Consider the following 25,089-nt stretch of genomic DNA (forward strand, 5'->3'; position numbering starts at 1 on the left):
ATCCTGTACTATTTTATTTTTAAAATAAAGATAATAAAACCCCTGCCGCTACAGCTGAACCGATCACTCCAGCAACATTAGGTCCCATTGCATGCATTAATAGAAAGTTGCTAGGATTTTCTTTTTGTCCGACAGTTTGAGAAACTCTAGCTGCCATAGGCACCGCTGATACACCTGCAGATCCAATTAATGGGTTAATAGCATCTCCACCCATAAGCTTGTTCATCAATTTTCCCAAAAGCACACCGCCTGCTGTCCCTACTGCAAAAGCAATTACTCCTAGTATGATAATTTGAATCGTTCCCCATTGCAGAAAATCCTCTGCCCTCGCTGTAGCACCTACGCTAATACCAAGTAAAATTGTTACGATGTTAATCAATTCATTCTGTGCTGTTTTAGAAAGTCGCTCTGTTACCCCCGATTCCCTGAGTAAATTTCCAAACATTAGCATACCCACCAACGGTGTAGCAGAGGGCAACAATAAAGACACAACAATCGTAACTAATATAGGGAAAAGGATTTTTTCTAACTTTGATACGTTTCTTAACTGTTTCATTTTAATCATGCGCTCTTTTTTCGTCGTAAGTGCCTTCATAATAGGGGGTTGGATAATAGGCACCAATGCCATGTAGGAGTAAGCAGCCACCGCAATAGGCCCTAATAAATGTGGCGCCAGCTGTGATGTTAAGAAAATGGCTGTAGGGCCATCTGCACCACCTATAATAGCAATAGAACTAGCCTCTTGACCTGTAAAGCCCATCATAATTGCACCAATAAAGGTGAAAAATATCCCAAACTGTGCTGCTGCCCCCAGGAATAAACTTTTTGGATTTGCTATAAGAGGGCCGAAATCTGTCATAGCTCCAACACCTAAAAAAATTAATGGTGGAAAAATACCTAGCTTAATACCTTGATAGAAGTAATAAATTAACCCACCAGGGGTTGTTGCATCCCCCGTCTCCATGACCCCGCTAAGTGGGAGATTTGTCATTAACATACCAAAGGCTATGGGTACCAAAAGTAAAGGTTCAAACTTTCTCCCGATAGCTAAGTACAGTAATATGCAGGCTACAATAAGCATTATCACTTGCTGCCAAGTGATACCAGGAAAGGCAGTAGTATTCCAAAATTTAAACAATACCTCATTCATGTGTGCATCTCCTTTCAATTAGTTTTCACGCTTCTATTTTAGAGATATTAATAGGTCACCACCATTTACAGATGCACCTTCCGACACATGAATCCCTGCTATCTTACCACTCACTGGAGCATAGATTTCATTCTCCATTTTCATAGCCTCTAATATTACTAACACTTCCCCTTCTTTTACCTCCTGACCTTCTCTCACTAATATCTTCCAAATATTTCCTGGCATCGGTGCTTCCACAGTAGTATCTCCTGACACTGGAGCTGCCACTGGTTTTGTCACTGGTTTCGCTGGAGTAGCAGCAGATTTTGCCTCTACGGCAGGCGTTGCTGGTCTTGAAGCAGCAGTGCCATCTTTTATTTCTTCAACTTCCACTTCATAACTAACACCGTTAACTGTTATATTAAACTTCTTCATTGTATACTTCCTCCTTATTCCATCCTTCTTTTTCTTTTTATTCACTAGATCATACTTTTATCTTGGACGACTCACTGTATTTTCATTAATTTGTTGTATACGTCCTAGCTTTCCCCAAACTGGCGTCGTATCTGGCACCCGGATAATATTTTTCACGATAATATTATGGGTAGAGGTATGAAGACTAGCAGCAATACCTGCGGTAATTACCGCCACTAATTCAGTATCATCTACCGCTATTTCTTCTAGTACTTCCTCCTCTTCCGCAACTGCCTCAGGTTTTACAACTCCTTCTTTGTGTTGCCCTCGATTCATCAGTATCTCCATTAGATTAATAGCTAAAAACAACAGGAAAAGAGCAATAAATACGATAGCTATACCTAATAAAGCTACTTGTATACTTCCGAAAACCTTTTCCCCCATCGACATATTCCTTAAATCTGAAGCTACTTTCATTTTTTCTATTAACTCCATTGATTGATCACCTCTTTTTAAATTACCCGTTACTTATACTGGTAGATTTCCATGCTTCTTGGGTGGTCTTGTTTCACGTTTACTAGCTAACATATTTAGAGCATCAATTAATCTAGGTCGCGTAGCAGATGGCTCAATTACATCATCTACATAACCTCTTTCTGCTGCTTTATAAGGCGTAGCAAACTCAGTCTTATAATTTTGTATGATCTCTGTTCTAGCAGTTTGAGGATCTTCTGCTTCAGCAATTTCTTTTTTAAAAATAATATTTGCTGCTCCTTCTGGTCCCATAACAGCAATTTCTGCCGTCGGCCACGCCAATACGATATCCGCTCCTAGCTCCTTATTGCACATTGCAATATAAGCGCCACCGTAGGCCTTTCTCAAGATAAGTGTAATCTTAGGAACAGTAGCTTCACTATAGGCATAAAGCATCTTTGCACCATGACGTATAATACCACCATATTCTTGGCTTATCCCAGGCAGGAATCCAGGCACATCTACAAGACTTATCACTGGTATATTAAAAGCATCGCAGGTTCTAATAAATCTTCCTGCCTTGTCTGAAGCATCGATATCCAGACAACCAGCCAACACCTTCGGTTGGTTAGCAATGATACCAACCGATTGCCCATTTAATCTAGCAAAACCAGTAATCATATTGGTAGCAAAATAAGGTTGTATTTCAAAGAAATCTCCCCCATCTATTAGCTGTTGAATAATCAATTTCATATCATAAGGCTTATTAGAATTCTCTGGAATAACTTCATCTAGTTCTGGAATAATTTTGTTGATATCATCTTCTGTTGTAAAAACTGGCGGTGTCTCCATGTTATTTGATGGCAAAAAGCTAAGTAATTTTCTGATTTCATCAATACAGTCTGCATCAGTAGAAGAAATAAAGTGGGCTACACCGCTGGTACGATTATGGGTCATAGCTCCACCTAATGCTTCTGTACTCACTTCTTCTCCGGTTACAGTTTTAATTACCTGCGGCCCTGTAATAAACATCTGACTCGTCTTGTCCACCATAAAAATAAAGTCAGTAAGTGCCGGAGAATATACTGCTCCACCAGCACAAGGCCCCATAATAGCAGTAATCTGTGGTATGACACCTGAGGAAATTGTATTACGATAAAAAATATGTCCATATCCTGAAAGGGCGTCTACCCCCTCCTGAATTCTAGCGCCACCTGAATCATTAATTCCTATAATAGGAGCACCCATTTTTAATGCCATGTCCTGTATCTTTACAATCTTTTGTGCATGCATCTGCCCTAGCGAACCTCCTATTACCGTAAAGTCCTGGGCATAAGCATAAACGAGTCTACCATCTATCATACCATATCCCGTTATCACTCCTTCACCCGGAGCGTCTACCTTATCCATCTCAAAATTCGTACATCTATGTTTAACGAAAGCATTTATTTCTACAAAGGTTCCTTTGTCAAACAATAGATGCATTCTTTCCCTTGCTGTCAATTTACCTTTTTCATGTTGACTATCAATCTTTTTTTTCCCTCCGCCTAACTGAATTTTCTCTTTCCGTTGGCGAAGATCTTCTAGTTTGTTCACTGCCATCACTTACCCTCCCAATAAAATTACTTGTTAAAAGTTACATGGTTTTTATTATATCACAATTTTTTTGATTTTTCCTATATTTCCCTTAATTCTATTAATATCTCGTTAGTAGTTGTAGGATGGCGAAAAACTATCTTTACACCTCCTGCACCATATCTGGGCCTATCATCGATCATTTTTATGCCTTTTGCCTTCATGATTTCAATGTATTTAACATGCAGGTTCCCTGGTGGAATATTTCTTACACGATAGATAAAAAGAAGCCTAAATCTCTAGAGATTTAGGCTTCTTTTTACTTATTATCTTCTTCATGATTATTTTCTTTATCTAAATTAATTTTATTCTTTTCTGATGCTTTTATTTCTTTTATTTTTCTCTCAATGTCCTCTACAGCATCTTCTTCTTCAATAATTAATTCTTCTGTAAAAACTTTTTTATACATATCAGCGTCTAAGGTCTCTATCTTCAATAAAGCCTTAGCTATGATGTGAAGCTTATGCATATTTTCTTTTAGTAGGGTTTCTGCCTTAGCATAACCTTCATCAACGATTCTTTTGATTTCATGATCTACCTCCGAAGCTACTTCTTCTGAATAATTACGCTTCGAAGTAAAGTCCTTGCCTAAGAAAACTTCATCGTCACCACTACCTAAAGCCATTGGACCGATTTTATCACTCATGCCATATTTTGTTACCATAGCCCTTGCGATATCCGACACCCTCTGCAAATCATTTTGAGCTCCTGTGCTAATATCATTTAATACAAGCTTTTCAGCTATTCTACCGCCCAATAAGTGAACAATATGCTCTTCCATTTCTGTTTTTGTTGCGTAATATTTATCTTCCTTAGGAAGAATCATCGTGAATCCACCAGCTCTTCCCCTCGGAATAATCGTTACTTGATGCACCGGATCAGTATTTGGCAACAGGGTAGCCACCACTGCATGCCCAGCCTCATGATATGCGGTTAACTTTCTTTCTTTTTCACTAATAACACGACTTTTCTTTTCTACACCGGCGATCACCTTGGTAATTGCCTCTTCAATTGTCGCCATCTTAATTTTCTTTTCATTTTTTCTAGCAGTTAATAATGCCGCTTCATTCATTAAGTTTTCAATATCAGCAGGCGTAAATCCTGGTGTCCTTCTAGCCAGCACCTTTAAGTCTACGTCCTTATCTAAAGGCTTGCTTCTTGAATGTACCTTTAAGATAGCTTCCCGCCCTTTTATATCTGGGGCACCTACCATTACCTGTCTATCAAATCTTCCTGGTCTAAGAAGAGCAGGATCCAGTATATCTGGTCTATTGGTGGCAGCAACAATAATAATTCCCTCATTGATGCCAAACCCATCCATTTCAACTAATAATTGGTTTAGGGTTTGCTCTCTTTCATCATGTCCGCCCCCTAATCCAGCTCCTCTTTTTCTACCTACTGCATCAATTTCATCAATAAATATAATACAAGGGGAATTTTTCTTTGCCTGTTCAAATAAATCTCTTACACGGGATGCACCAACACCTACAAACATTTCCACAAAATCAGAACCACTTATGCTAAAGAAGGGGACACCTGCTTCTCCTGCTACAGCCTTTGTCAAATAGGTTTTCCCTGTACCTGGAGGCCCTACCATTAGAATACCCTTTGGAATTCTAGCACCTAATTCTATATACTTTCTAGGATTTTTAAGAAAATCCACCAATTCCTGAAGTTCTTCTTTTTCTTCATCCAAGCCTGCTACATCCTCAAAGGTAGTTTTATGCTTATCATCATCTTTATGCAGCTTTGCTCTGCTTTTGCCAAAGGACATGACGCGATTGCCGCCCCCTTGAGACTGCTGCATGAATACAAACCAAAAGACCACAAAAATTAGTATCATGAAAATTGAAGGCAACAGCTCAATAAACCACGGTGTTCCCGGTGGATGTGCCCCTGTAACCTTTAAGTCTCCTTGCTCTACCATCCGTTCCTCAATAATTTCAGTAAATCTCTCTTCACTAAACACGGTGGGAATAAAGGATGTAAAGTAAGTAATCTGATTATTTTTTATCATAGTTCCTTCTATAGAACGATCTACTATATGAATTTCTCTGACATTACCATCTACAATTTCTTTATATAGTCTTGAAAAATCTATCTCTTCCGTTTGCTGAGGGGCTCGTGCAAATTGTTGTACTAGAATCAACAGGATAATAAAAATCAATATATAGAAGCTCGCTCCTCGGAAAAATTTCCTCAATCAAAGTCCTCCTCTCATGACTACCATTTTACGTTACATTTAAATATTTTACCACACTATCCATTTAAAAACAACATAAGGAAAAACAGTTCTTAATAATTAAGATTCTTTTAACATTTTTTTATATTCCACCGTTAATATCCTAGAAGTTTCTTCAGTAACCTTATATTTTTCACTAATCCTGTAACCCACTACCCACATAATTTCATTACCATCACAAACTAACGGTATTTCATTTCTCTTATCTCTCTCAATTTTATAATCAATATAAAAATCCTTTAGTTTTTTACTTCCCACTAAACCTAGCGGCCAAAAACGATCTCCTTCCCTCCGGTTCCTTACATTTAACCCCTCTTTTACTTTATCATAGTCAAAACACTTGACATATTTATCCCTGCTAATGCCTTTCATATCTTCCCGCATAACTACTTTTGTAAAAATTTCTCCCTTAATTTCATCAATACTTAAATGCCCATTTTCCCGTAACTCATAATAAAAGTTGGCTTCTTCCTCCTCATCCTTTATGGTAAAAATAATCTTATTATAACTGGTCTTTACGACGATTCCCATAGCCAATAAAATCTTTTTACCGGTTTCATTTTTTTGCAACAGTTCAATAATGCCTTGAATATGCTTATATTCTAAACCTTCTTTTTTACCTACTAGCTCTTCTGTAGCCAAGCGAAATATTCTTGATTGTAGGGCAGGATGTATTTTATTTATACCTTCTATTGATAACGCTAAACATCCCTGTGCCTTTTCTAACTTCACCTGATTATAGGCATCTCTAGCAACCTCTTCCATAAATTCATTATCTTTTTTTAAGATTTCAGCAGTTTTCGCTAAACTCTCGATAATACTAGGATTATAATGCTCCTGTATATAAGGAATCAACTCAAGACGTATTTTATTACGATGATAAATAGGTTCTAAATTTGTTTCATCTATCCTAGGAGATAGATTATATTGAGCACAATATTCCTCGATTTCCTTACGATTAACATCCAACAGCGGTCGAATGATTTTTCCCCTTTCATGATGTATTGCTGTTAAACCTTGAATGCCTGTTCCCCTTAGCAAGCGCATCAGTACGGTTTCAGCTTGGTCATTTTGATTATGGGCCACTGCAATTTTTGTAGCACCTACCCGTTCTACCACTTCTCCAAAAAATTCATAGCGTAGTATTCGACCCGCCTCCTCCGCCGACACCCCCTGCTCTTTTGCATACTTAGGTACATCCATACTTTTTATAAAGCTTAAAATTTTTAATTCCTCACAAAACTTTGCTACGTATTGAGCATCCATTTGAGCTTCTATACCACGAAAATTATGATTTAAGTGGGCGGCATAGAGCTGTAATTTAAATTCTTCTCTTAAACTATGCAAAATATGTAGCAAAGCTATAGAATCTGGTCCTCCAGAAACAGCTACAATAACTTTATCTCCTATATCCATAAGATTATGTTTTTTTATGGTCTTCTTTACTTTATCCAACATATACCTTCATCCCTCGTTTATTTCATTTATTCTCCCTAGGTATTTATCTTTTCTATACATTCCTTCTTATTATATGCAATACTGCATAAGTTTTAAGTCAAAAAAATAAAAATTATCGTTATCATAAAAAAAAACATGCTTAACCCCAACAACAAATTAATTTTTCTTTCTTTTAACAGTTTTTTTCTCTCTTTTAGCTTAACCTTCTCTACAGTATATAAATTTTGCAATTCTTGTATAAAGTAGATTAAAGGTTTTTGATTGTATATTAGTCCTTCTATAATATATTCATGAAGTGCTTTTCCTAAATCTAGCTTTTTTAAGCTCCTAATTACATCATCTATCGTATATTTTGCTGGATAAATACTTTCATTTAGGAGAAGCCTTGCAAATAATATCATCACAGTAAAAATATCATAGGATGCTTCTGCTCTTCTGACACCACATCTCCAGCTGGCACGATCATACAGAGGCGTAAATTCTTTAATATTTTCTCCTTTTTTTACTACGCCTCCTAAATCAATGAACTTCAGCTGTTTTTTCTTTTTATCTAACATAATATTTTCCAGCTTTAAATCTCCAACAATATATTCTTCGCTATGAAAGCTATAGATTCCTTTTAAAATAATAAGAATAATAGATATAATTGTACTTTTATCTAATTTATTTTTTTCGCAGTACTCCTTTAAGGTCCTCCCCTCAATATATTCCAATACAATATAATAGTAAATCTCTCCCTTTACTTCCCAATCATCAATTTCATAAGCATTAACAATCATATCAACTTTATCAAATTTTTTCAATAACGCATACTCTCTATTGATAGAAAAATTATCTTTGCTGATTTTCAATGCATATTCCTTGTTATTTTCCATATTCTCTACTAAGTATACGGTGGCAATGCCTCCCTCCCCTAATTTTTTCTTAATTTTATATTTCTTTTTTTTCCACCTTCCTTCTAAAATTAGGGAAGGTACCAATTGAGGTATCTGCATAGTATCACCTATTATTTTACAATAGCTATAAAGGGAGAAATTTTTTCCCCCTCTAACCCATCGTTTCTTCTAATTGTAGTACACCTTCTGTATGAAATTTACTATGATTATCCTCCATAAGCTCTATAGCATATCGTAGGGCTGGGGCTGTAGGCGTTACACCTTTTGGCTGAATCAGACAAAGTTTCTTTTCTAAGTCTTCCTCTGCATCATGAAAATCATGGACGACCCTATAATCCTTCCCTCCATCTCCAGGGTAGGTGACTAGTGCTATATTTCCTTTACCTTTTCTAGTTTTAAAGGAATCTATTAAGTCTAAAATACTGTGTCGTGCCATCATAATTTTATTCGCCATGCTGCCACTGGTATCCATAACAATACAACATTGCAATGTTACTTCATCAGCAAAAGAATCAATATAATGTAATATTTTACTGCGAGATTCTGGAGGCAAATCATTCAAATCTTGTCCAATCATTTCCTTCAGCTGTTTATTCACCGTCTCTTGTAGTGTTCTATTGACCGTTTTGTAGGTTACACTTTGCATCGTTTGGTAGAGTTCATCTATATAAGTATATTCATGCATTCCTCCTCCCGCTTCTGCTATATGTATAATTTCTTCTAACGGCTTCTCCTCTTTTTGATTCTGTGCTATAATCCCTATCGTATTGACAATAATATTTTTCTTAAAAGCCTCTTTAGCAACAAGAACAGGGTTTCCGCCTGCGTTTGACTGTCCATCTGTAACAACAATAATTTGTTTTATAATAGCTTCCTTATTCTCCATAATTTACCTCCTTCGTTTCTTGAAAGTATTACCATGAGGAGGTTTTCTATACAAAAAAGCGTAGGGAAGATCCCTACGCTTTTTTAACTCTTTCATGTCTTTCTAGACTCTCTGGCTCTAGCGCTATTTTGTTACCCTGTAGCAATCCTGCTACACCATGAAGTCCCTCTTGCTCATTGTTATTACACACATCACAGCTACAGCGGTCTTCATAAGGCGCCGGCTCTGTATAAGTAGTGATTACCCCTTCGTAATTTCTAAGAATTACTTTGTTAGAGGATTGAGATAACACATAATTAGGCATGACGGGAATTTTCCCACCACCACCGGGAGCGTCTACAACAAAGCTTGGAACAGCGTAGCCAGAGGTATGACCCCTCAAGCCCTCTATAACTTCTATACCTTTTCCCACGCTTGTTCTAAAGTGTTCGATCCCCATGGAAAGATCACATTGATAAATATAATAAGGCCGAACTCTATTACTTACCAAGTCCTGCACCAACTCCCTCATAACATAGACGCAGTCGTTCACACCCCTCAACAGTACCGACTGATTCCCCAATGGAATACCTGCATCTGCCAACAACCGGAGGGCTTGCCTTGCTTCCTCTGTTAACTCTTTTGGATGATTAAAATGAGTATTCAACCAAATAGGATGATACTTTTTCAGCATATTTACCAATTCCGGTGTAATCCTCTGGGGCATCACCACTGGCGTTCTCGTACCCAGTCGAATTACTTCCACATGAGAAATAGCTCTTAATTTACCAATAATATACTCTAACTTTTTGTCCGAAACCAGCAAGCAGTCTCCTCCAGATAGCAATACATCTCTAATCTCAGGAGTATTTTTAATATAGGCAATAGCCCTATCAATTTGTTCAAGTGGAACTTCTGTATCTCTTTGTCCTGCAAATCTTCTTCTCGTACAATGTCTACAATACATAGCACACCTGTCTGTAATAAGAAGAAGTACGCGGTCTGGGTATCTATGGGTCAACCCTGGTACAGGAGAATCTGCTTCCTCATGTAATGGATCCTCCATATCAGCACTGCCCTTCATCAATTCCATACATCTTGGCACTGCTTGTTTTCTTACAGGACAATCCACATCTTTTTCATCCATCAAAGCTGCATAGTATGGGGTAATTCCCATCCTCAAACTTCTAAGACATTTCAATATTCCTTCTTCTTCTTCTTCAGTTACATGAATCACTTGCTTTAAATCTTCTAACGTAGTTATCCTATTTTTCACCTGCCATTGCCAATCCCGCCACTCGTCCTCTGTAACACTTTTCCACAAATTTGTGTTCTTAAAATAACGCATCCACTTCCTCCTTTTTTTAGAACCTATTCTTCCATATACACTGAAATAAACAAATTACATCCTGCACCCATATAGGCACCGCCCTTTAACCCTGAATACTATCTTTTAACTGTCTTTGTCGTAATTTACTTATTACACAGTATATTGCAGAATAAAATAAAATAATTGCCTGTCTTTCGGCAATTATTTTATTTTATTCTTATGAATTTTATCTATTGTCATTATACCCTAAATATTGAAAAAACACAAATCCTCTATAGCTATGTCAGCTATGTCACGTCACTTTGCTCCCTCATTTTAAGGAAATACATGAAATTTTTTAACTAATCGTTACTTTTAGGCGGTCTTGGGCCGTAATACTGATAATAATTACACTGAATTCGCCCATTATAAAGTTTTCTTTTTTTATCTGCTTTTTTACCATAAAATTTTTCAAATTCAGGATGAGAAGTGATGATGTAATGCGACCATGTATCTAATCCTTGAAATACTTCTCCCATGGTTTTATATAGTTTTTCTACCTCTCTTCTCTCCCCTAACCTTTCCCCATAAGGAGGATTACAAATAATACATCCATACTGAAATCTTGATCTTAACTCCTTCACATCTAGCTTCTGAATATGAACATCTTCCTCTAAAAAAGCCTCCCCTATATGATATCTTGCTAAACTTAACACTTCTCCATCTATATCGGAACCATAGATCCTCACTGCTCTATCATAATTTGCTAAGTCATGGGTTTCTTTTCTAGCTTCCCGCCATGTATTTTTAGAGATTGCTTCCCACTCCTCTGCTGCAAAACTTCTGTTCATTCCCGGCGCTATATTTTTTCCTATTAATGCTGCCTCTATTGGTATGGTACCAGAACCGCAAAAAGGATCAATAAGTACCCTATCTGGATTCCAATAGCTCAACAAAATCAATGCCGCCGCTAAAGTTTCCTTGAGGGGCGCTTTATTCGAAAGCCTTCTATACCCTCTTTTATGTAAACCTGCTCCGCTGGTATCGATGGTTAAGGTTGCAATATCCTTTAAAAGAGCTATTTCTATGGTATATTGACCCTTCTCCTCTTTAAACCATGTGGTTTTATATTTTTTCTTTAAGCTTTCCACCACAGCTTTTTTAACAATGGCTTGACAATCAGGAACACTGGCTAGCTGAGAACTAATTGATTTCCCCTCTACAGGGAAAATACCTTCTTCTGGAATCCATTCTCCCCAAGGCAGAGCCTTTGTCCTTTCAAATAACTCTTCAAAGCTTACAGCTTTAAATTCCCCTACCTTTAACAGCACCCTATCAGCTGTCCTTAACCATAAATTACATCTAGCGATTGCCATCTCGTCCGCCATAAAAGAAACCCTTCCGTTTTCTACTTTAACATCCTCATAACCTAAAGCTTTTACTTCCCTAGCTACCACTGCCTCTAATCCAAAAGCAGCTGTAGCAATTAATTCTATTTTTTTCACGTTATCTCTCCATTCCATCGTATTTTATTGTTTCTTTCTGGTCTTGTTTTTTTCAATCTCTTTTGTTAACCACTTCCACATGATACTACCCCATATGAATCCCCCTACAGCAAATATACCTAATACAAAAAGAGCATTGCTACTAAGAACACCCCACAATACCTCTTTAAAGGAAAACCCATGTTGAAATAGGCCTGTTAGCAATATAAAAATAATGCCGGTAGAAACCCCCCAGCTCAAAACACCATGTCTTATTATATAATTAACTTTACCTCTATTATACAACTCCTCTAGGTTTTTATTTCTCTGTATAGCATATTTTTCTTTCGTTTTTTGTTTTTTGTTATCCTTCAATCGTATCACCCCACATTATTCTAACTTGATAACTTCCCTATTAGGAAAGTTCTTTTCAAATCTATCAACTATTTTTGTTGCAATTCATTGATCATAGGCATCTATTTATAGTATAGCAAACTTATCTATACAAAACAAAACAGCAGTAAGCCCTCACTGCTGTTTTGTATAGATATACTTCTTTATGAGCTTCCATTAGAATTTTACTACAAGATCGTCTATCCGTATGCCTAACGCCATAGCTATTGATACTACTTTATTAAAGGAAGGATTCTTTTTGTCACCCCTTTCTAATTCTTCAATATAACTCTTAGAGATATGTGTGATTCTCGATACGTCCATTGTGGTATAGCCTTTTTTCACTCTCATCTCTCTTATTTTGAATCCATTTAGCATACTAAATCCCCCTATGAATAAAAAGTATGAATAAAAGTATGATAATGCCTATTTCTCTATTTGCAGTTCAAATCTTTTCTTCATTATATGTTCATAAATCTTATGCTATTAACCCTGCGCAGTAATTTATTAAAATTTCTGAATTCTTTCCCCGTTCCTCTAGCTATTGAGGCTTATAATAGTACACCTATAGCATTTAACTTAACCCGATGATTTTCAAAGTTTTCTTCCACTACTATGGTTTCTATGAATGCTGATAATAACTATTTATAGATATTCTACAAAACACAATCCATTCCTCCTTGCAAAATACTGGAAAAATTTGTTTTATCTTTCTGTGGATAAGTTTATAGTTATTCTGTGGATATTGTGTATATTGCTGTTGATAATGAATTTTTAAAGGGGACAAGCATGTGGGCAAACCTGTTAATAAAAATCAAATTATCCACAACCCTTCAATAGATAACTTAGTTAAAAAAAAAACAAAAAGACCTTTCATCCTTGAGACGAATAGGTCTTCTTGATAGCTTGAAATTTTAAGATTTAATGAGTCATTACATAAAATTTAGTTGTAAAGAAGGAAGATAATTAGGGGTATTATCTTTAATATCATTGTATACTATTGTTAAAATTATGTCAATATGTTTTTTAAAAAAACTTCTTTCTATCGACGCTTACTCTGTACCCTCGGTTGTGTCAATGATATTACAACTTTATTCTTCATCTTCAACTAGACGCCCTTACTAAAAATATGATATGGTAGTACAGAAGGCAAAATAGATTATCTTCATACAAAAAAGAAAAAGGTGATTGAAATGAGAATCATTGACTTAGTTAAGGCTACAGAAGATCATGCCTTGGCTATTCCCCTTTTTAATGATCAAGGAAAAATATTATTATCTAAGGGTGTTAAATTAAAGCCTTTTCTAGTATCGAAATTATTAGAGATGGGCTATACTAGAGTCTATATAAGCGACGAATACAGTGAAGTGGAGATTGAAGATATTATCAAACCTCACGTACGCCAAAAAGCTATTGGCCATATCCGCAAGTTAGCCTCTATCGCAAAAGAGGATAACGGCTCTAAAGAAAAGCAAGAGGCTTTTAACACAGATTTAACAATGGCCAAAGCTACTATTTCCACCATCGTCGAGGAAATTTTTTCTAAAAAAGATATCGTGATTGATTTGTTGGATTTAAAAACCGTAGAAGGTTACGTTTATGAACACTCTATCAATGTAATGATTCACTCTCTCGTTTTAGGCAGCAGTCTTGGTTTAACTATGCTGGATTTAGAAAAGCTAGCTTTGGCCGCAGCCCTCCATGATATTGGCTTGATGTTTGTTCCAGACAGCATCTTAAAAAAACAAGGTCCCTTAACCCCTGATGAAATGCAACAAGTAAAAGCCCACACCACCAAAGGCTATGAATTTTTAAAAACAAAAACAGATTTAAGTCCTATCATCCGTATCGCTTCTCTTCAGCACCATAAACGCTATAATGATACTGGATATCCTGACTTAGTATCCTATGAAGAAACTCACTTGTTTTCAAAAATCATAGGGGTAGCAGATACCTTTGATGCCATGACCTCTGACCGTCCTTACCGAAAAGCCCTACCGGTGGCAGAGGTACTGGAGTATATTATGGGAAGTGGTGGTACATTGTTTCATCCTACCATCACCAAAGCCTTTATTTTGCATATCAACCCTTATCCTATCAATACCCTAGTAAAGTTAAATGATGGCAGCATTGGGGTAGTCATTAAAGTAAACGGCCGCTTTTATTCAAGGCCAGTGATACGATTGGTCATGGATCAACATCAAAAGAAGATTAGTAAAACCGTCGATCTATTAGAAAATCATACGCTAGTGATTCAAAATACCGTAAGTACTATTTAACTTACTAGCACACGCTTCTAGAAAAACTTCTACAAGTGTGTGCTTATCTCTTGAAATCAAGAATATTCGTACTGCCCTGCAGATGATGATTCACTTGAATTTCCAATTCTGCCACCTCTATCACGTTATCTATATCAATCCTAGGATATTTTCTTTTAAATATTTCCTGTACCTGAAATATGTCTATTCCTTTTTTCTTATACGCATTAAATAGCCTATGACACTTTTCCTGAATCACCACTTCCCCATTACCCTGTATTGCCTTCACCATAGCCTCGTCCAAGATCAAAGGTTCTTCTGAGCCTGCAATTACGGTTTTAACATTTATGGTTTGTCTTAGATAAACCTTACCCTCTTCATAAAGAATATCGGTGATGGTATTGCTTTTTACAATTTCAAGACTGATAAATTTCTCTGTAGATTCAGGATAAGGGACATCTATATAGCCCCTTCGCACTTTATCATTCATAAAAGCTATCGCTACCATATCCTCCACATCTAGTTTGCCTACCAACTTGTCATTGTGAAAAACAGCTGCCCCATCCTTCCTTACCTTATCCTCTAGATGGCCTTCGTCCATTTTTATGGCAGTAAGGAGGGCTGCATTTATTCCCATCCGTCGATTATTTAATAGCTCATATAGTTTACGATGCTCTATCGTCAATCTTGAAAGAGGACGGTCCAATAGATCAAACAAATAGAGTCCTAAGTATTCATTTTGCTTCAAAGGAACATTCAGGAGCTTTTCAGGTTCTCCATAATACACCATCACATAGGGCCTCAACAAAAATTCTTGATGCCTATGAAGGTAATCAATCACACCCTCTAGTCCCACCTCCGCTGCTTTTTCAGTGAAGATAATAACTTTATTCTGGGTATAGTTGAAGGGATGCGCACCAATTAGCTCAAAATCCGATATGGCATCCAAAAAAGTCCTCCCCTGCCGCTGGTACAAAATCCTTTGTCCCTGCTCTGTATTGTCCTGATTGCTGCGGTAGGCATGAAAAATCTCCAAACTTACTATATAATTTCCTTCATCATCCACATCAATCAGGAGGGCAGTGGGAAACAACATCCTGTTGATATCATTGTAATTATAGCAACCCTTTAACAGCAAACCAGCCGTCAGAAGCAAAATTACATAAACTTTTTTCATTCCTGCTCATCCCCTTTTACTATATTCTTGGAGATCTTCTTCAAATCATCACGAATAAAAGTATCCTTAAAGTTAAGATTCTTCAAGGTACCTAAGGGATAAAGATAGGGATAATCGCAGCTATCCAGGCTGGCTATATGGGTGCAGAAAACAATAAAGCCAATAAAAAATCCCGGCAAACCTAGTAAAGCAGAAAAGATCATAATAATGTTGGTCCATATGCTGACAGCCCCATAAAGCTTAGGGATTAAGAATAAGGAGATCGCCGACAAAGCCACCACCAATACAGTGATTTCTGATGCCATACCAGAGCGTATAGCAGCATCCCCCAAAATCAAAGCCCCAACGATACTGATGGCGGGTCCTATGGCCTGGGGTAATCGAATACCAGCCTCCCTCAGCAGTTGAAAGAAAAACATCATAATTACTACCTCTATAAAAGTAGGAAAAGGCACACCAGCCCTTAAGACCGCCAGGCGGAAAACAAAAATGGATGGTATCAAACTAAAGTGATAGGTGGTAAGTGCCAAGTATAATCCTGGCAATAATAAGGAAATTAATAAAGCCACCCATCTGATGATCCTAAAGTAATTTTGAGGATATTTATTTAAATAATAATCATCTGCCATGTGTATCTCTTCCAAAAAGAAGTGGGGTGCCGTCAAGGCAAAGGGACTACTATTTGCTAGAATAGCCACTCTTCCCTCCGATATCTTCGATGCCACAACATCTGGTTTTTCTGTATAGCCAATAGTATCAAAAGGTGTTTTTTTGCACTTTAATTCTTCTTCAATGAAATTAACTTCAAACAAAAACCGATTGTTTAGATTTTTTAACCGTCTTTTGATGTAGGCTACAAGATGCTGTGGTGCTTTACCCTCGATATAAACTAAGAGAACGGTTGTATTACTCTCTTCTCCTATAATGATTCTTTCAAATTTTAAATCCCTATTGCGAATTTTTTTTCTAATCAAAGACATATTTTCAGTAATATTTTCTGTAAGCCCTTCCCTTGGCCCTTTGATGACGACTTCACTGGGAGGTTCTTCAATAGCCCTTGAACTGTATTGCCTTGCTGAACAATAAATCACAGCTTCAATAAAACTAAAAAGCACGATGATATCCCCTGATAAGATATGCAATAAAATTGCATCCATATCCTTCACATCGCCTACATTGTTGGCTGTTAACACCTTGTTTTTTATTATTTCTATATCATGACTTATTTTTTCTTGTGCCACTATTGGTGAAATAATGTATTCACTAATATAGGTACTATCACTTATACTGTCTAAAAAGATGATTTGTATCGGCCCCTGATCCGTAAGAATCTCCCTAAAAATAGCATCATAGTTTTCTCCTAGTTTTTCTCGAATTTCTTGGAGCCTATCTTTATATTTTTTTTCATTGATCGATTTTTTGCTCATCAGCATCACCCAGTTTATTTTCTGTAGAAAGAAGTAGAAATATGTATCTTAAGGAATAATTCTTATCTTTGTGGCAAATAATACAAAAATATCCAATTATTTTTGAAGGGGGTTAGCAATTTGGATAAGTTCACCTCGAAGCACCTTGGCATCTTTATTGTAGCCACCACCGTGGTTTCCTTAAAGACCTATCCAACCGTCTATACCCGAAATGGTATGAGGGAAAGTTGGATTGCTATGATCCTTGCGTCTATTTTGATTTTGCTTTATTTAATCTATATCATCAAAATCTGCAAAAATCATAACAACTATAACCTATATCAAATCTATTGCACTGCTTTAGGCAAAGGCTTAGGTAAGTTCTTCATTGTTTTATTTTTATTTTCATTGTTTATCACCCTAATAGAAGCAGCTGCAGTGGAAGCCAACGCTATGCATACCAACATGCTGGTAGAAACTCCTGTTTGGTATTTTTTAATATTTTTCATTTTTCCAACCCTTTATACAGTAAAAAAAGGCCTTGTTCCCATCATCATCGTTACCTTAATCGGTATTGCCCTTGTAACGATATCAGGGATTAACCTGGCCATTTTGACAGCAAAAGAAAAACATATCGCTTACTTACTGCCGATATTTGAACAGGGCCTCACTAAAGGTTTTTTATTATGCATATTGCAAATTCTTGGTCTTTATGGATCTGTTACCATCGTTTTCCCCTATTTAACAGAAATTAAAGATAATAGGAAATTATTAAAATACAGCGCCCTAGGCCTTTTGTTTGTTATTCAGATGCAGCTTGTCTCTTTAACTGGTTTGATCCAAACCTTTGACATTGAGATTATCAACGAAATGGTTTATCCCAATCTATTACAAACCCAATTGGTAACTTATTTTCGTTACTTAGAGGCTGGAGAACTGTTTGTTATGTTGCAAGTGATCGGCGGATGGTATCTAAAATATGTTATCACCTTTTATGCCCTTTTAATTATATTAGAAGATATGGGAATCAGAAAAAAGTGGGTACCTTATTTCATTACAGTTGTCGTTGGCCTCTGCGCTTATCTGACTGCCAATAATTTGTTTGTGCTTTTCAGATTATTAGACTATTATACCTATTTTTCCTTAGTCAGTTTTGTTATCATCCCCGTCTTCATCTTCACAGTGTTTGATGCAAAAAAAAGAAGGCATAAATCATGCCTTCTCTTATAATTAAAAAACCTCGGGATAAAACCCGAGGTCTTTTAATATATATAATTTTAATTACATAGCGTTTTTAAAGATTTGGATAACGTCATCTAAAGTAGGTACTCTTGGGTTAGTGAAACCACAAGCATCCTTCATAGCGTTTTCTGCCATAACCTTTAGATCTTCTTCCTTAACACCTAGCTCAGTTAAGCCAGCTGGAATACCAACGTCTGCAGATAACTTCTTGATAGCTGCAATAGCTTTATCAGCAGCTTCTCTTACAGATAATCCTTCGATATTTTCGCCTAATGCAACAGCGATATCAGCAAAACGCTGTGGATTACTGATTAAGTTGAATTGCTCTACGTGTGGTAATAAGATCGCATTACAAACACCATGAGGAAGGTTGTAGAATCCACCTAATTGGTGAGCCATAGCATGAACATAACCTAAACTAGCGTTGTTAAATGCCATACCGCCTAGGAACTGAGCATAAGCCATGTTTTCTCTTGCCTTGAAGTTTTGACCATTAGCAACAGCGTTTCTTAAGTTTTCAGAGATTAACTTGATTGACATAAGAGCAGCTGAGTCAGTTACTGGTGTAGCAATTGTTGAAACATAAGCTTCTACAGAGTGAGTTAAAGCATCCATACCTGTTGCAGCTGTTAAGGCTGGTGGTTTCTTCATCATCATTAATGGGTCATTGATAGATACGCTTGGAGTTACTCTCCAGTCAACGATTGCCATTTTAATATGTCTGTCTGTATCAGTGATAATACAGAAACGTGTCATTTCACTAGCTGTACCAGCTGTAGTGTTGATAGCGATAAATGGAACAAAAGGATTTGTTGATTTGTTAACACCTTCATAATCTCTAATGTTTCCACCATTTGATGCTACAAGACCAACACCTTTAGCACAGTCATGAGGAGAACCTCCACCTAAAGAGATAATCATGTCACAACCATTTGCTTTATACATATCATATCCATCATGTACGTTTTTATCTGTTGGATTTGGCTCAGCGCCATCAAATACAACAACTTCCAATCCAGCTGCTTCTACGATAGCTTTTACTTCATCAGCCATACCCATTTTGTTAAGCATAACATCAGTAACGATTAATGGTTTTTTTGCTCCTAATGCTTTCGCTTGCTCTCCAACCTCTTGAACTGCACCTGGTCCCATTAGGTTAACGTTTGGCATAAAATAGCTGTACACTTGACTCATTAAATCTTCCCCCTTTTAAAATATTAATGGTTTTATAATATTGCCTATTAAAAAAATAGGCCAATAGACAAATGAAATCGTTTTACTTTTAGTGTCTACTGTCTACCTCCCCTAAAAAGTAGACAAGCCCTGTAATGAATATATACTGCTAAGCTTTCTTTATTTATGAATATATCTTCAAAATTTTACTAAAATACTTTTTTTACAAAAACTATAATTGTCTATATATTCAATAAATTTTTAGAAAGCTGTCAAGCTCATTCTTTGTCTTTTATTTTACTATATCCAAAACAAAATATATTCTAAATTGAATGAATTGTAAGAATTTACGTGTAAACTGTTTAAATAATTGATCGAATGGTAATAATTTTAGATTAAAGGATTTCCATATTTAAGAAAATCTCCAAAAAAAATAATTGATTTTCTTTTATGAAAAAACTATGTATGATAATATTAACGGATAAAAAAAGGAGGAATTTCTTTGAAAGAAGTCTTGTTTACCGACATAGAAGGAATTAAAGTGGGTCACGAACAAAATTTCCAAGCAGCTACAGGCTGTACTGTTATTCTCTGTGAAGAGGGAGCTGTTGGTGGGGTAGATGTGCGGGGTGGTGCTCCTGGCACCCGAGAAACGGAGCTTTTAAACCCCGTAAACCTAGTAGATAAGCTTCATGCCGTTCTATTAGCAGGGGGAAGCGCTTTTGGATTAGATGCAGCAGCAGGGGTGATGGCCTATTTAGAAGAAAAAAAAGTAGGCTTTGACGTAGGTGTCACCACTGTTCCTATTGTAGCTGCGGCAGTATTGTTTGATTTAATGATTGGAGATTATAGCATCCGCCCAGATAAAGAGATGGGTTATAAAGCTTGCAAAAATGCCAGCAATCAACCATCTCCTCAAGGAACCATTGGAGCAGGAACAGGAGCAACCGTTGGAAAGTTTTTAGGACCAAATCACGCCATGAAGGGAGGCATCGGCAGCTACTGCCTCAAAACAGGAGACTTAATGGTAGGGGCTTTGGTGGCGGTAAATTGTTTTGGGGATGTAATAAATCCTAGCACGGGAACAACGATTGCTGGTGCACTATCTCATGATCAACATACCTTTGCCGATACAGAGAAAATGATGCTTCAACAGTATAACAGTGATAAAAATTTATTTACAGGCAATACCACGATAGGTGTTATTGCAACGAATGGAAAGCTTACAAAAGCAGGCGCCAACAAAGTTGCTTCCATGGCCCACAATGGTTATGCTAGAAGCATCCGTCCTGCTCATACCATGGTAGACGGTGATACGATTTTTACAGTAGCCACTGGCAGTGTTGAAGCTGATATCAATGTTATTGGCTTGTTGGCGGCTAAAGTGATGGAAGAAGCAGTGGTCAGGGCAGTAAAACATGCTACTTCTCTAGGTGGCATCAGGTGCTACAATGATATCATCAAATAACCCTTTTTTCATATACTTCTAGAAAAAACTCATCCTATAGATAACCAATTTTATACCTTAACAAAATACGCCCTCCTGCGGTTTCAGAAATGAACATTGTAGTCATTTCCTGCAAATGCATACGGTCTGCATTTTGTTAAGCTTTGTAGTTGGTTATCTATATAGATGCGCGCTTCTAAAGTTAAATTTTAATATACACGGTCTACGGTTTCGCCCCAAAACCGTGGGCTGCAAATGTAAGCCTTAGTATATTAAAATTTAAGGAGGCGTTTTTACTCCACCTGCATAAGTAGATAACCCAAATCTTTGATTTGGTGTTAGTCACTTAATTTGTTCACCTAGAAATGGGAGCCTTAGCAATACACTGAAGGATAAAATAGATAAGTTTTTTTCATCCACTCAATTTATAAATCGTCTCTTCAATCACCAAAGCATATTCTTTCAAGAGATTGCATAACCACGGTGCTACTTTTTTTCCGCCCTCTGTGACGATCTTTACCACAGGTCTGAAATAAGCATGCTCATTTACCTCTTCTACAACCCCCTCATAACCATTGCTAAGTCTCACTAAAGTTCCTATAGGATAAGGATTTACTTTCAAAATAAAAGACTTTACCAATTTTTTGTCGAAAAATCTTCCGCTTGCCCCCATAATATACTCTATAGCTTCCTTTGCTGGAAGCGCGCGGCGGTAATGCCTATCAGAGGTTAAGGCATCATAAACATCCGCTATCGCTGTGATCTTCGAATAAAAGTGTATATCCTTGTCCTTTAAGTTTGCTGGGTAACCACTACCATCAATCCTCTCTTGATGTTGCAAACTAACAATACGAGCCGTGGCAGAAAAACTTGTATACTCCCTTAAGAAGTTGAAGCCCTTTGTCGTATGCTGTTGCATTATTTGAAATTCCTCACCCGTTAAGGCGCCAGGTTTTTTTAAAATACTTTCTGGTACAAAAACCTTGCCTATGTCGTGTACAGTAGCCCCAATAGACAGGTCATAAAGTTCATTACGATTTAAGGCAACGCTTATTCCTAAAAGCAGGGCATGAAGCATGACATTGACAGAGTGGGCGTAAGTGTAGTTATCAATGTTTCTTATATCCACAAGATTCATCACTAAGTCTTTTTGCGTAAATACCTCATCTACAATTACCTCCATCAATGCCGTCAGCTCCTTCATACTTTCACTTGTTGCCTTTATTTTATCAGAAGACATTTTTCCATCTGTAGGCATTGCATGAATGACTTTCCTCATGACAGCAGCAGCTTTTTGCCTAATTTCTGGTTTTATGACGTCTTGAACTTCTTGATCGCTGATATTGTCCAATATATAAAGGGAATAGTAGCCTTGTTTCTTTATCTTACCAATTAATCCTTCTGTTAGTTTCACACCTTTTGACAAAAGAATTAATCCTTGTTCGTTAAATAGAGGTTGGGCTAAAAAATCCCCTTCTCTAGCATATTCAATAGGTATGTATCTCATTTTCCTTCCTCCTACTGTTCAACTGCGCTATTGGTGTATCGTGCCACACACTTTCTTCATTTGCATCGCTAGACTTGTGGTGTTTTTAAATGATTGCAAAAGAAAATCAAATATATTCAGCACAATTATTTAAAAGGATTATAACAACGCTTATTCACTGGAAATCAAAATTTCATTAAGCAATTTCCAGATTTCAAGCAATGGGTTTTCCAGTTTTAGCGTTGTCAATCCTCCAAATTACATGCGCCTATACATTTGATTTTTACATCATTACGTCTATATTAAATCAACTGAATCTTTAGTTGATTTGTGGTGTCCGCCAACCCTCCAATCCATAAATCATAATGAATTTCAATATCTCCTTTTCTTCTATTATCCTGTAAATCAACATCTAATTTTTTCGTGAAGATTTCCATTTCAAAGTTGCCGTATTGGGTATTGTATTGAGAGATAAAACTTTTCCCCTTTTCAAAAACCAACTGTAAATCCGAGCTGCCAAAACGCTTCATGGATACCTTATTTTTTCCTTCAATCTTTAATGTGGTAGTAGCACCCTCCATTCCAGAAATCTCCGACTCTTCATAAACAATATATAAACTTTCTTTTTTATCATAGAAAGTTCCTTCTGTTACTAATTCTATTTTATTTTCCTCACCTTTTTTATCTTTTTGAATCCCCATTACTCGAATCATCCTTGTTTCTTTCATCTTATCCATCCTTTTCTACTAGTATCGTTGAGGTCTTCCTTTAAATCGTTCAACCGCCAGTGCTATTAATTTATCAATTAATGCTTCATAAGACAATCCCGTTGCTTCCCACATTTTAGGATACATACTGATTTTGGTAAAGCCCGGCATGGTGTTAATTTCATTGAAGTATACTTGATTTTTCTGCCTTTCTACAAAAAAGTCTACCCGTGCTAATCCACTGCAATCCATTAGCTTATACACCTTTAGTGCCAGCTGTTGCACCTCTTTCACTACCGTCTCCGGCAAATCTGCAGGAATCTGGAACCTGCTGGTACCATCGAAGTATTTATCCTTATAATCATAGAATTCATGGGAAGGTATGATTTCAGCAGGAAGAGAAGCAGTAGCTTCATCATTACCTAAAACAGAACACTCAATTTCTCTCCCATCAATAAACGCCTCAACAACAATTTTTCTATCATACTCAAAGGCTTTCTTCATGGCCTCCCTCAACTCTTGTGAGGTTTTAGCCTTAGAAATCCCTACACTAGAACCCAAGTTAGCAGGCTTGACAAAGACAGGATAGCCCAGCTTCTCTTCAATCTCCTGCACATACTCTGCTTGCTTTTTTATATAACTGCTGTGAAGTACAGTAATATATTGGGCTTGTGGTATATTTTCTGCAATACATAGTTTTTTTGTCATCGCTTTATCCATCGCTACAGCAGAAGCCAATACCCCAGCCCCTACATAGGGAATTCCTACCATTTCTAACAAGCCTTGAATGGTTCCATCCTCTCCAAAGGGTCCATGTAGAATCGGAAACACCAGATCTATAGAATGTACATTATTTTTACTCAAAGAAATAAATTCCTGATTTTTTCCTAAACTTTCCCATTCCCCCGTGGGTATTTTGTCTATGGGTCCATCGTAGTGCTTCCAGATACCATCTTTTGTAATACCTACAGGAATGATATTATACTTCTCCCTATTCATTACCTTCAATACAGAAGCAGCCGACATCAAGGATACCTCATGTTCTCCAGATTGCCCTCCGAAGACCACCATTACATTTAATTTCTTCATAATTTACACCTTCCTTTACTTCTTAATTAATATTCTACTCTTATCATAACTATTATTCAACTTTTATATCTTTGCCAAAAATTTAAAAAAGCAGAGAATAAATTCTCTACTTTATCAATACTTCTCTATTTAAAATATAGAAGCAAAACGATTTAACTGATTTTTAGATGATCGAAATACTTCTACCAGTTTGGAACGCAACTGTAATGGCACCTCTTCCTTATTCGCTGCTGAATAATACAATCTATACTCCTCTTCTGACAGTGTGTTTTTTAATTCTCTTTGTGTCCTTTCATCCGTCAAACCATTTTTTACATCTACAAAGCATAAGGGAGGAAACATGACACACCACCAATTTTCTCCCGCACCTTCTCCAATGACGATTTTAAGCGCTTCATATTTTCCAGCAGGAAACACCACCCCACCATAGCGCTTTGTAGGAAAGGTATCCTCCACCAGCATGGCTGTTACTTTGTAGTCTTTTCCCTCTTCAAAAATCTTCTTTTCTGCCACGACTTCCATCTTCTCTAAATTATTTAATATAATCTCTCTGCTCTCTGCTATGCCGCTGGAGCCCTCAAGCTCCTCTGCCATCGCTTCAATGACCTCATCCCTGACCCTCAGCTTTAAAAGTTGATCCTCAGGATCATCGCTATTGGCCAAAACATGAAACCTTATCAAGTTTTCTCCCTTCCTCTCCAGTCGAAAAGCCTCTTCCTCCTTGATGCTTTGAAATAGTCCCAACCCTATGACGCCTATCATCAGTATTCCTATGATATATTTTTTATACATACAAAATTCCCCC

23 protein-coding genes are annotated in these 25,089 nt (G+C 36.9%); 3 read left to right on the forward strand and 20 right to left on the reverse strand.

The window, feature by feature from the left end; translation table 11 throughout:
• Window positions 1–19: 19 nt before the first annotated feature.
• From BJL90_RS04110 to BJL90_RS04165, 13 genes are all read right to left on the reverse strand, one after another.
• Window positions 20–1,150 (reverse strand): sodium ion-translocating decarboxylase subunit beta, encoded by a 1,131-nt coding sequence (locus tag BJL90_RS04110; RefSeq protein ID WP_070964435.1) that lies wholly within the window; start codon window positions 1,148–1,150, stop codon window positions 20–22.
• A 33-nt stretch (window positions 1,151–1,183) separates the two neighbouring features.
• Window positions 1,184–1,564 (reverse strand): biotin/lipoyl-containing protein, encoded by a 381-nt coding sequence (locus BJL90_RS04115; protein ID WP_070964438.1) that lies wholly within the window; start codon window positions 1,562–1,564, stop codon window positions 1,184–1,186.
• A gap of 57 nt (window positions 1,565–1,621) precedes the next feature.
• The gene (locus tag BJL90_RS21350) at window positions 1,622–2,038 is read right to left on the reverse strand and encodes an OadG family protein (protein WP_081562209.1); all 417 of its coding nucleotides are present in this window, start codon (window positions 2,036–2,038) and stop codon (window positions 1,622–1,624) included.
• 33 nt (window positions 2,039–2,071) lie between these two features.
• Complete coding sequence (locus BJL90_RS04125; RefSeq protein ID WP_070964440.1) at window positions 2,072–3,619, reverse strand: acyl-CoA carboxylase subunit beta; 1,548 nt, start codon at window positions 3,617–3,619, stop codon at window positions 2,072–2,074.
• A 74-nt stretch (window positions 3,620–3,693) separates the two neighbouring features.
• Window positions 3,694–3,816, reverse strand: a complete 123-nt coding sequence (locus BJL90_RS23015) for a VOC family protein (RefSeq protein ID WP_257786398.1) — start codon at window positions 3,814–3,816, stop codon at window positions 3,694–3,696.
• A 95-nt stretch (window positions 3,817–3,911) separates the two neighbouring features.
• Complete coding sequence (gene ftsH, locus BJL90_RS04130; RefSeq protein WP_070964442.1) at window positions 3,912–5,855, reverse strand: ATP-dependent zinc metalloprotease FtsH; 1,944 nt, start codon at window positions 5,853–5,855, stop codon at window positions 3,912–3,914.
• Between the two features lie 99 nt (window positions 5,856–5,954).
• On the reverse strand, window positions 5,955–7,352 hold the full coding sequence (gene tilS / locus BJL90_RS04135) for a tRNA lysidine(34) synthetase TilS (RefSeq protein WP_070964445.1): 1,398 nt from the start codon (window positions 7,350–7,352) through the stop codon (window positions 5,955–5,957).
• 92 nt (window positions 7,353–7,444) lie between these two features.
• Window positions 7,445–8,347: a protein kinase domain-containing protein gene (locus tag BJL90_RS04140; RefSeq protein ID WP_070964448.1), complete on the reverse strand. Its 903-nt coding sequence runs from the start codon at window positions 8,345–8,347 to the stop codon at window positions 7,445–7,447.
• Between the two features lie 52 nt (window positions 8,348–8,399).
• A complete protein-coding gene (locus BJL90_RS04145; protein ID WP_070964449.1) occupies window positions 8,400–9,134 on the reverse strand; it encodes a vWA domain-containing protein in 735 nt (244 codons plus the stop codon).
• Between the two features lie 73 nt (window positions 9,135–9,207).
• Window positions 9,208–10,461 carry a lysine 2,3-aminomutase gene (kamA, locus tag BJL90_RS04150; protein WP_070964452.1) on the reverse strand — a complete coding sequence of 418 codons (1,254 nt, stop codon included), beginning with the start codon at window positions 10,459–10,461 and terminating at the stop codon, window positions 9,208–9,210.
• A gap of 323 nt (window positions 10,462–10,784) precedes the next feature.
• Window positions 10,785–11,927 carry a THUMP domain-containing class I SAM-dependent RNA methyltransferase gene (locus BJL90_RS04155; RefSeq protein WP_070964455.1) on the reverse strand — a complete coding sequence of 381 codons (1,143 nt, stop codon included), beginning with the start codon at window positions 11,925–11,927 and terminating at the stop codon, window positions 10,785–10,787.
• Between the two features lie 24 nt (window positions 11,928–11,951).
• On the reverse strand, window positions 11,952–12,281 hold the full coding sequence (locus BJL90_RS04160; RefSeq protein WP_070964458.1) for a hypothetical protein: 330 nt from the start codon (window positions 12,279–12,281) through the stop codon (window positions 11,952–11,954).
• Between the two features lie 195 nt (window positions 12,282–12,476).
• Window positions 12,477–12,677 (reverse strand): helix-turn-helix domain-containing protein, encoded by a 201-nt coding sequence (locus tag BJL90_RS04165; RefSeq protein WP_070964461.1) that lies wholly within the window; start codon window positions 12,675–12,677, stop codon window positions 12,477–12,479.
• Window positions 12,678–13,492: 815 nt separating this feature from the next.
• On the opposite strand from BJL90_RS04165, the gene BJL90_RS04170 reads away from it, so the two are divergent.
• Window positions 13,493–14,578, forward strand: a complete 1,086-nt coding sequence (locus BJL90_RS04170) for an HD-GYP domain-containing protein (RefSeq protein ID WP_070964463.1) — start codon at window positions 13,493–13,495, stop codon at window positions 14,576–14,578.
• A 43-nt stretch (window positions 14,579–14,621) separates the two neighbouring features.
• On the opposite strand, the gene BJL90_RS04175 is transcribed toward BJL90_RS04170, so the two are convergent.
• The gene (locus BJL90_RS04175) at window positions 14,622–15,734 is read right to left on the reverse strand and encodes a Ger(x)C family spore germination protein (protein ID WP_070964465.1); all 1,113 of its coding nucleotides are present in this window, start codon (window positions 15,732–15,734) and stop codon (window positions 14,622–14,624) included.
• Window positions 15,731–17,161: a spore germination protein gene (locus tag BJL90_RS04180; RefSeq protein ID WP_070964468.1), complete on the reverse strand. Its 1,431-nt coding sequence runs from the start codon at window positions 17,159–17,161 to the stop codon at window positions 15,731–15,733. The genes BJL90_RS04175 and BJL90_RS04180 overlap by 4 nt, the downstream gene beginning before the upstream one ends.
• Before the next feature lie 120 nt (window positions 17,162–17,281).
• On the opposite strand from BJL90_RS04180, the gene BJL90_RS04185 reads away from it, so the two are divergent.
• Window positions 17,282–18,370 carry a GerAB/ArcD/ProY family transporter gene (locus tag BJL90_RS04185; RefSeq protein ID WP_070964471.1) on the forward strand — a complete coding sequence of 363 codons (1,089 nt, stop codon included), beginning with the start codon at window positions 17,282–17,284 and terminating at the stop codon, window positions 18,368–18,370.
• A 51-nt stretch (window positions 18,371–18,421) separates the two neighbouring features.
• On the opposite strand, the gene BJL90_RS04190 is transcribed toward BJL90_RS04185, so the two are convergent.
• The gene (locus BJL90_RS04190; RefSeq protein ID WP_070964475.1) at window positions 18,422–19,576 is read right to left on the reverse strand and encodes an iron-containing alcohol dehydrogenase; all 1,155 of its coding nucleotides are present in this window, start codon (window positions 19,574–19,576) and stop codon (window positions 18,422–18,424) included.
• A gap of 481 nt (window positions 19,577–20,057) precedes the next feature.
• Between BJL90_RS04190 and BJL90_RS04195 the strand changes: the two genes are divergently transcribed.
• Entirely contained in the window at window positions 20,058–21,023 is a 966-nt protein-coding gene (locus BJL90_RS04195) for a P1 family peptidase (protein ID WP_070964478.1), read from the forward strand.
• A gap of 391 nt (window positions 21,024–21,414) precedes the next feature.
• Here the strand turns inward: BJL90_RS04195 and BJL90_RS04200 are convergent, their stop codons facing one another.
• The 4 genes from BJL90_RS04200 to spoIIR form a co-directional block, all read right to left on the reverse strand.
• A complete protein-coding gene (locus BJL90_RS04200; RefSeq protein ID WP_070964481.1) occupies window positions 21,415–22,509 on the reverse strand; it encodes an HD-GYP domain-containing protein in 1,095 nt (364 codons plus the stop codon).
• A 281-nt stretch (window positions 22,510–22,790) separates the two neighbouring features.
• Complete coding sequence (locus BJL90_RS04205) at window positions 22,791–23,216, reverse strand: YwiB family protein (protein ID WP_070964483.1); 426 nt, start codon at window positions 23,214–23,216, stop codon at window positions 22,791–22,793.
• An 18-nt stretch (window positions 23,217–23,234) separates the two neighbouring features.
• Window positions 23,235–24,284, reverse strand: a complete 1,050-nt coding sequence (locus BJL90_RS04210; protein ID WP_070964486.1) for a D-alanine--D-alanine ligase family protein — start codon at window positions 24,282–24,284, stop codon at window positions 23,235–23,237.
• Between the two features lie 129 nt (window positions 24,285–24,413).
• The gene (gene spoIIR / locus BJL90_RS04215; protein ID WP_070964488.1) at window positions 24,414–25,076 is read right to left on the reverse strand and encodes a stage II sporulation protein R; all 663 of its coding nucleotides are present in this window, start codon (window positions 25,074–25,076) and stop codon (window positions 24,414–24,416) included.
• Window positions 25,077–25,089 lie beyond the last annotated feature (13 nt).

This window comes from Clostridium formicaceticum (assembly GCF_001854185.1).
Classification (GTDB): Bacteria; Bacillota; Clostridia; order Peptostreptococcales; family Natronincolaceae; genus Andreesenella; species Andreesenella formicacetica.

Coding starts and splice junctions, on each gene's coding strand:
- BJL90_RS04140 (WP_070964448.1), bottom strand. CDS start 8,347: ATGCAGATACCTCAATTGGTACCTTCCCTAATTTTAGAAGGAAGGTGG.
- BJL90_RS04190 (WP_070964475.1), bottom strand. CDS start 19,576: ATGAGTCAAGTGTACAGCTATTTTATGCCAAACGTTAACCTAATGGGA.
- kamA (WP_070964452.1), bottom strand. CDS start 10,461: ATGCGTTATTTTAAGAACACAAATTTGTGGAAAAGTGTTACAGAGGAC.
- BJL90_RS04115 (WP_070964438.1), bottom strand. CDS start 1,564: ATGAAGAAGTTTAATATAACAGTTAACGGTGTTAGTTATGAAGTGGAA.
- BJL90_RS04110 (WP_070964435.1), bottom strand. CDS start 1,150: ATGAATGAGGTATTGTTTAAATTTTGGAATACTACTGCCTTTCCTGGT.
- BJL90_RS04125 (WP_070964440.1), bottom strand. CDS start 3,619: ATGGCAGTGAACAAACTAGAAGATCTTCGCCAACGGAAAGAGAAAATT.
- tilS (WP_070964445.1), bottom strand. CDS start 7,352: ATGTTGGATAAAGTAAAGAAGACCATAAAAAAACATAATCTTATGGAT.
- BJL90_RS04210 (WP_070964486.1), bottom strand. CDS start 24,284: ATGAAGAAATTAAATGTAATGGTGGTCTTCGGAGGGCAATCTGGAGAA.
- BJL90_RS04170 (WP_070964463.1), top strand. CDS start 13,493: ATGAGAATCATTGACTTAGTTAAGGCTACAGAAGATCATGCCTTGGCT.
- BJL90_RS04145 (WP_070964449.1), bottom strand. CDS start 9,134: ATGGAGAATAAGGAAGCTATTATAAAACAAATTATTGTTGTTACAGAT.
- BJL90_RS23015 (WP_257786398.1), bottom strand. CDS start 3,816: ATGAAGGCAAAAGGCATAAAAATGATCGATGATAGGCCCAGATATGGT.
- spoIIR (WP_070964488.1), bottom strand. CDS start 25,076: ATGTATAAAAAATATATCATAGGAATACTGATGATAGGCGTCATAGGG.
- BJL90_RS04205 (WP_070964483.1), bottom strand. CDS start 23,216: ATGAAAGAAACAAGGATGATTCGAGTAATGGGGATTCAAAAAGATAAA.
- BJL90_RS04165 (WP_070964461.1), bottom strand. CDS start 12,677: ATGCTAAATGGATTCAAAATAAGAGAGATGAGAGTGAAAAAAGGCTAT.
- BJL90_RS04180 (WP_070964468.1), bottom strand. CDS start 17,161: ATGAGCAAAAAATCGATCAATGAAAAAAAATATAAAGATAGGCTCCAA.
- BJL90_RS04200 (WP_070964481.1), bottom strand. CDS start 22,509: ATGAGATACATACCTATTGAATATGCTAGAGAAGGGGATTTTTTAGCC.
- BJL90_RS21350 (WP_081562209.1), bottom strand. CDS start 2,038: ATGGAGTTAATAGAAAAAATGAAAGTAGCTTCAGATTTAAGGAATATG.
- BJL90_RS04175 (WP_070964465.1), bottom strand. CDS start 15,734: ATGAAAAAAGTTTATGTAATTTTGCTTCTGACGGCTGGTTTGCTGTTA.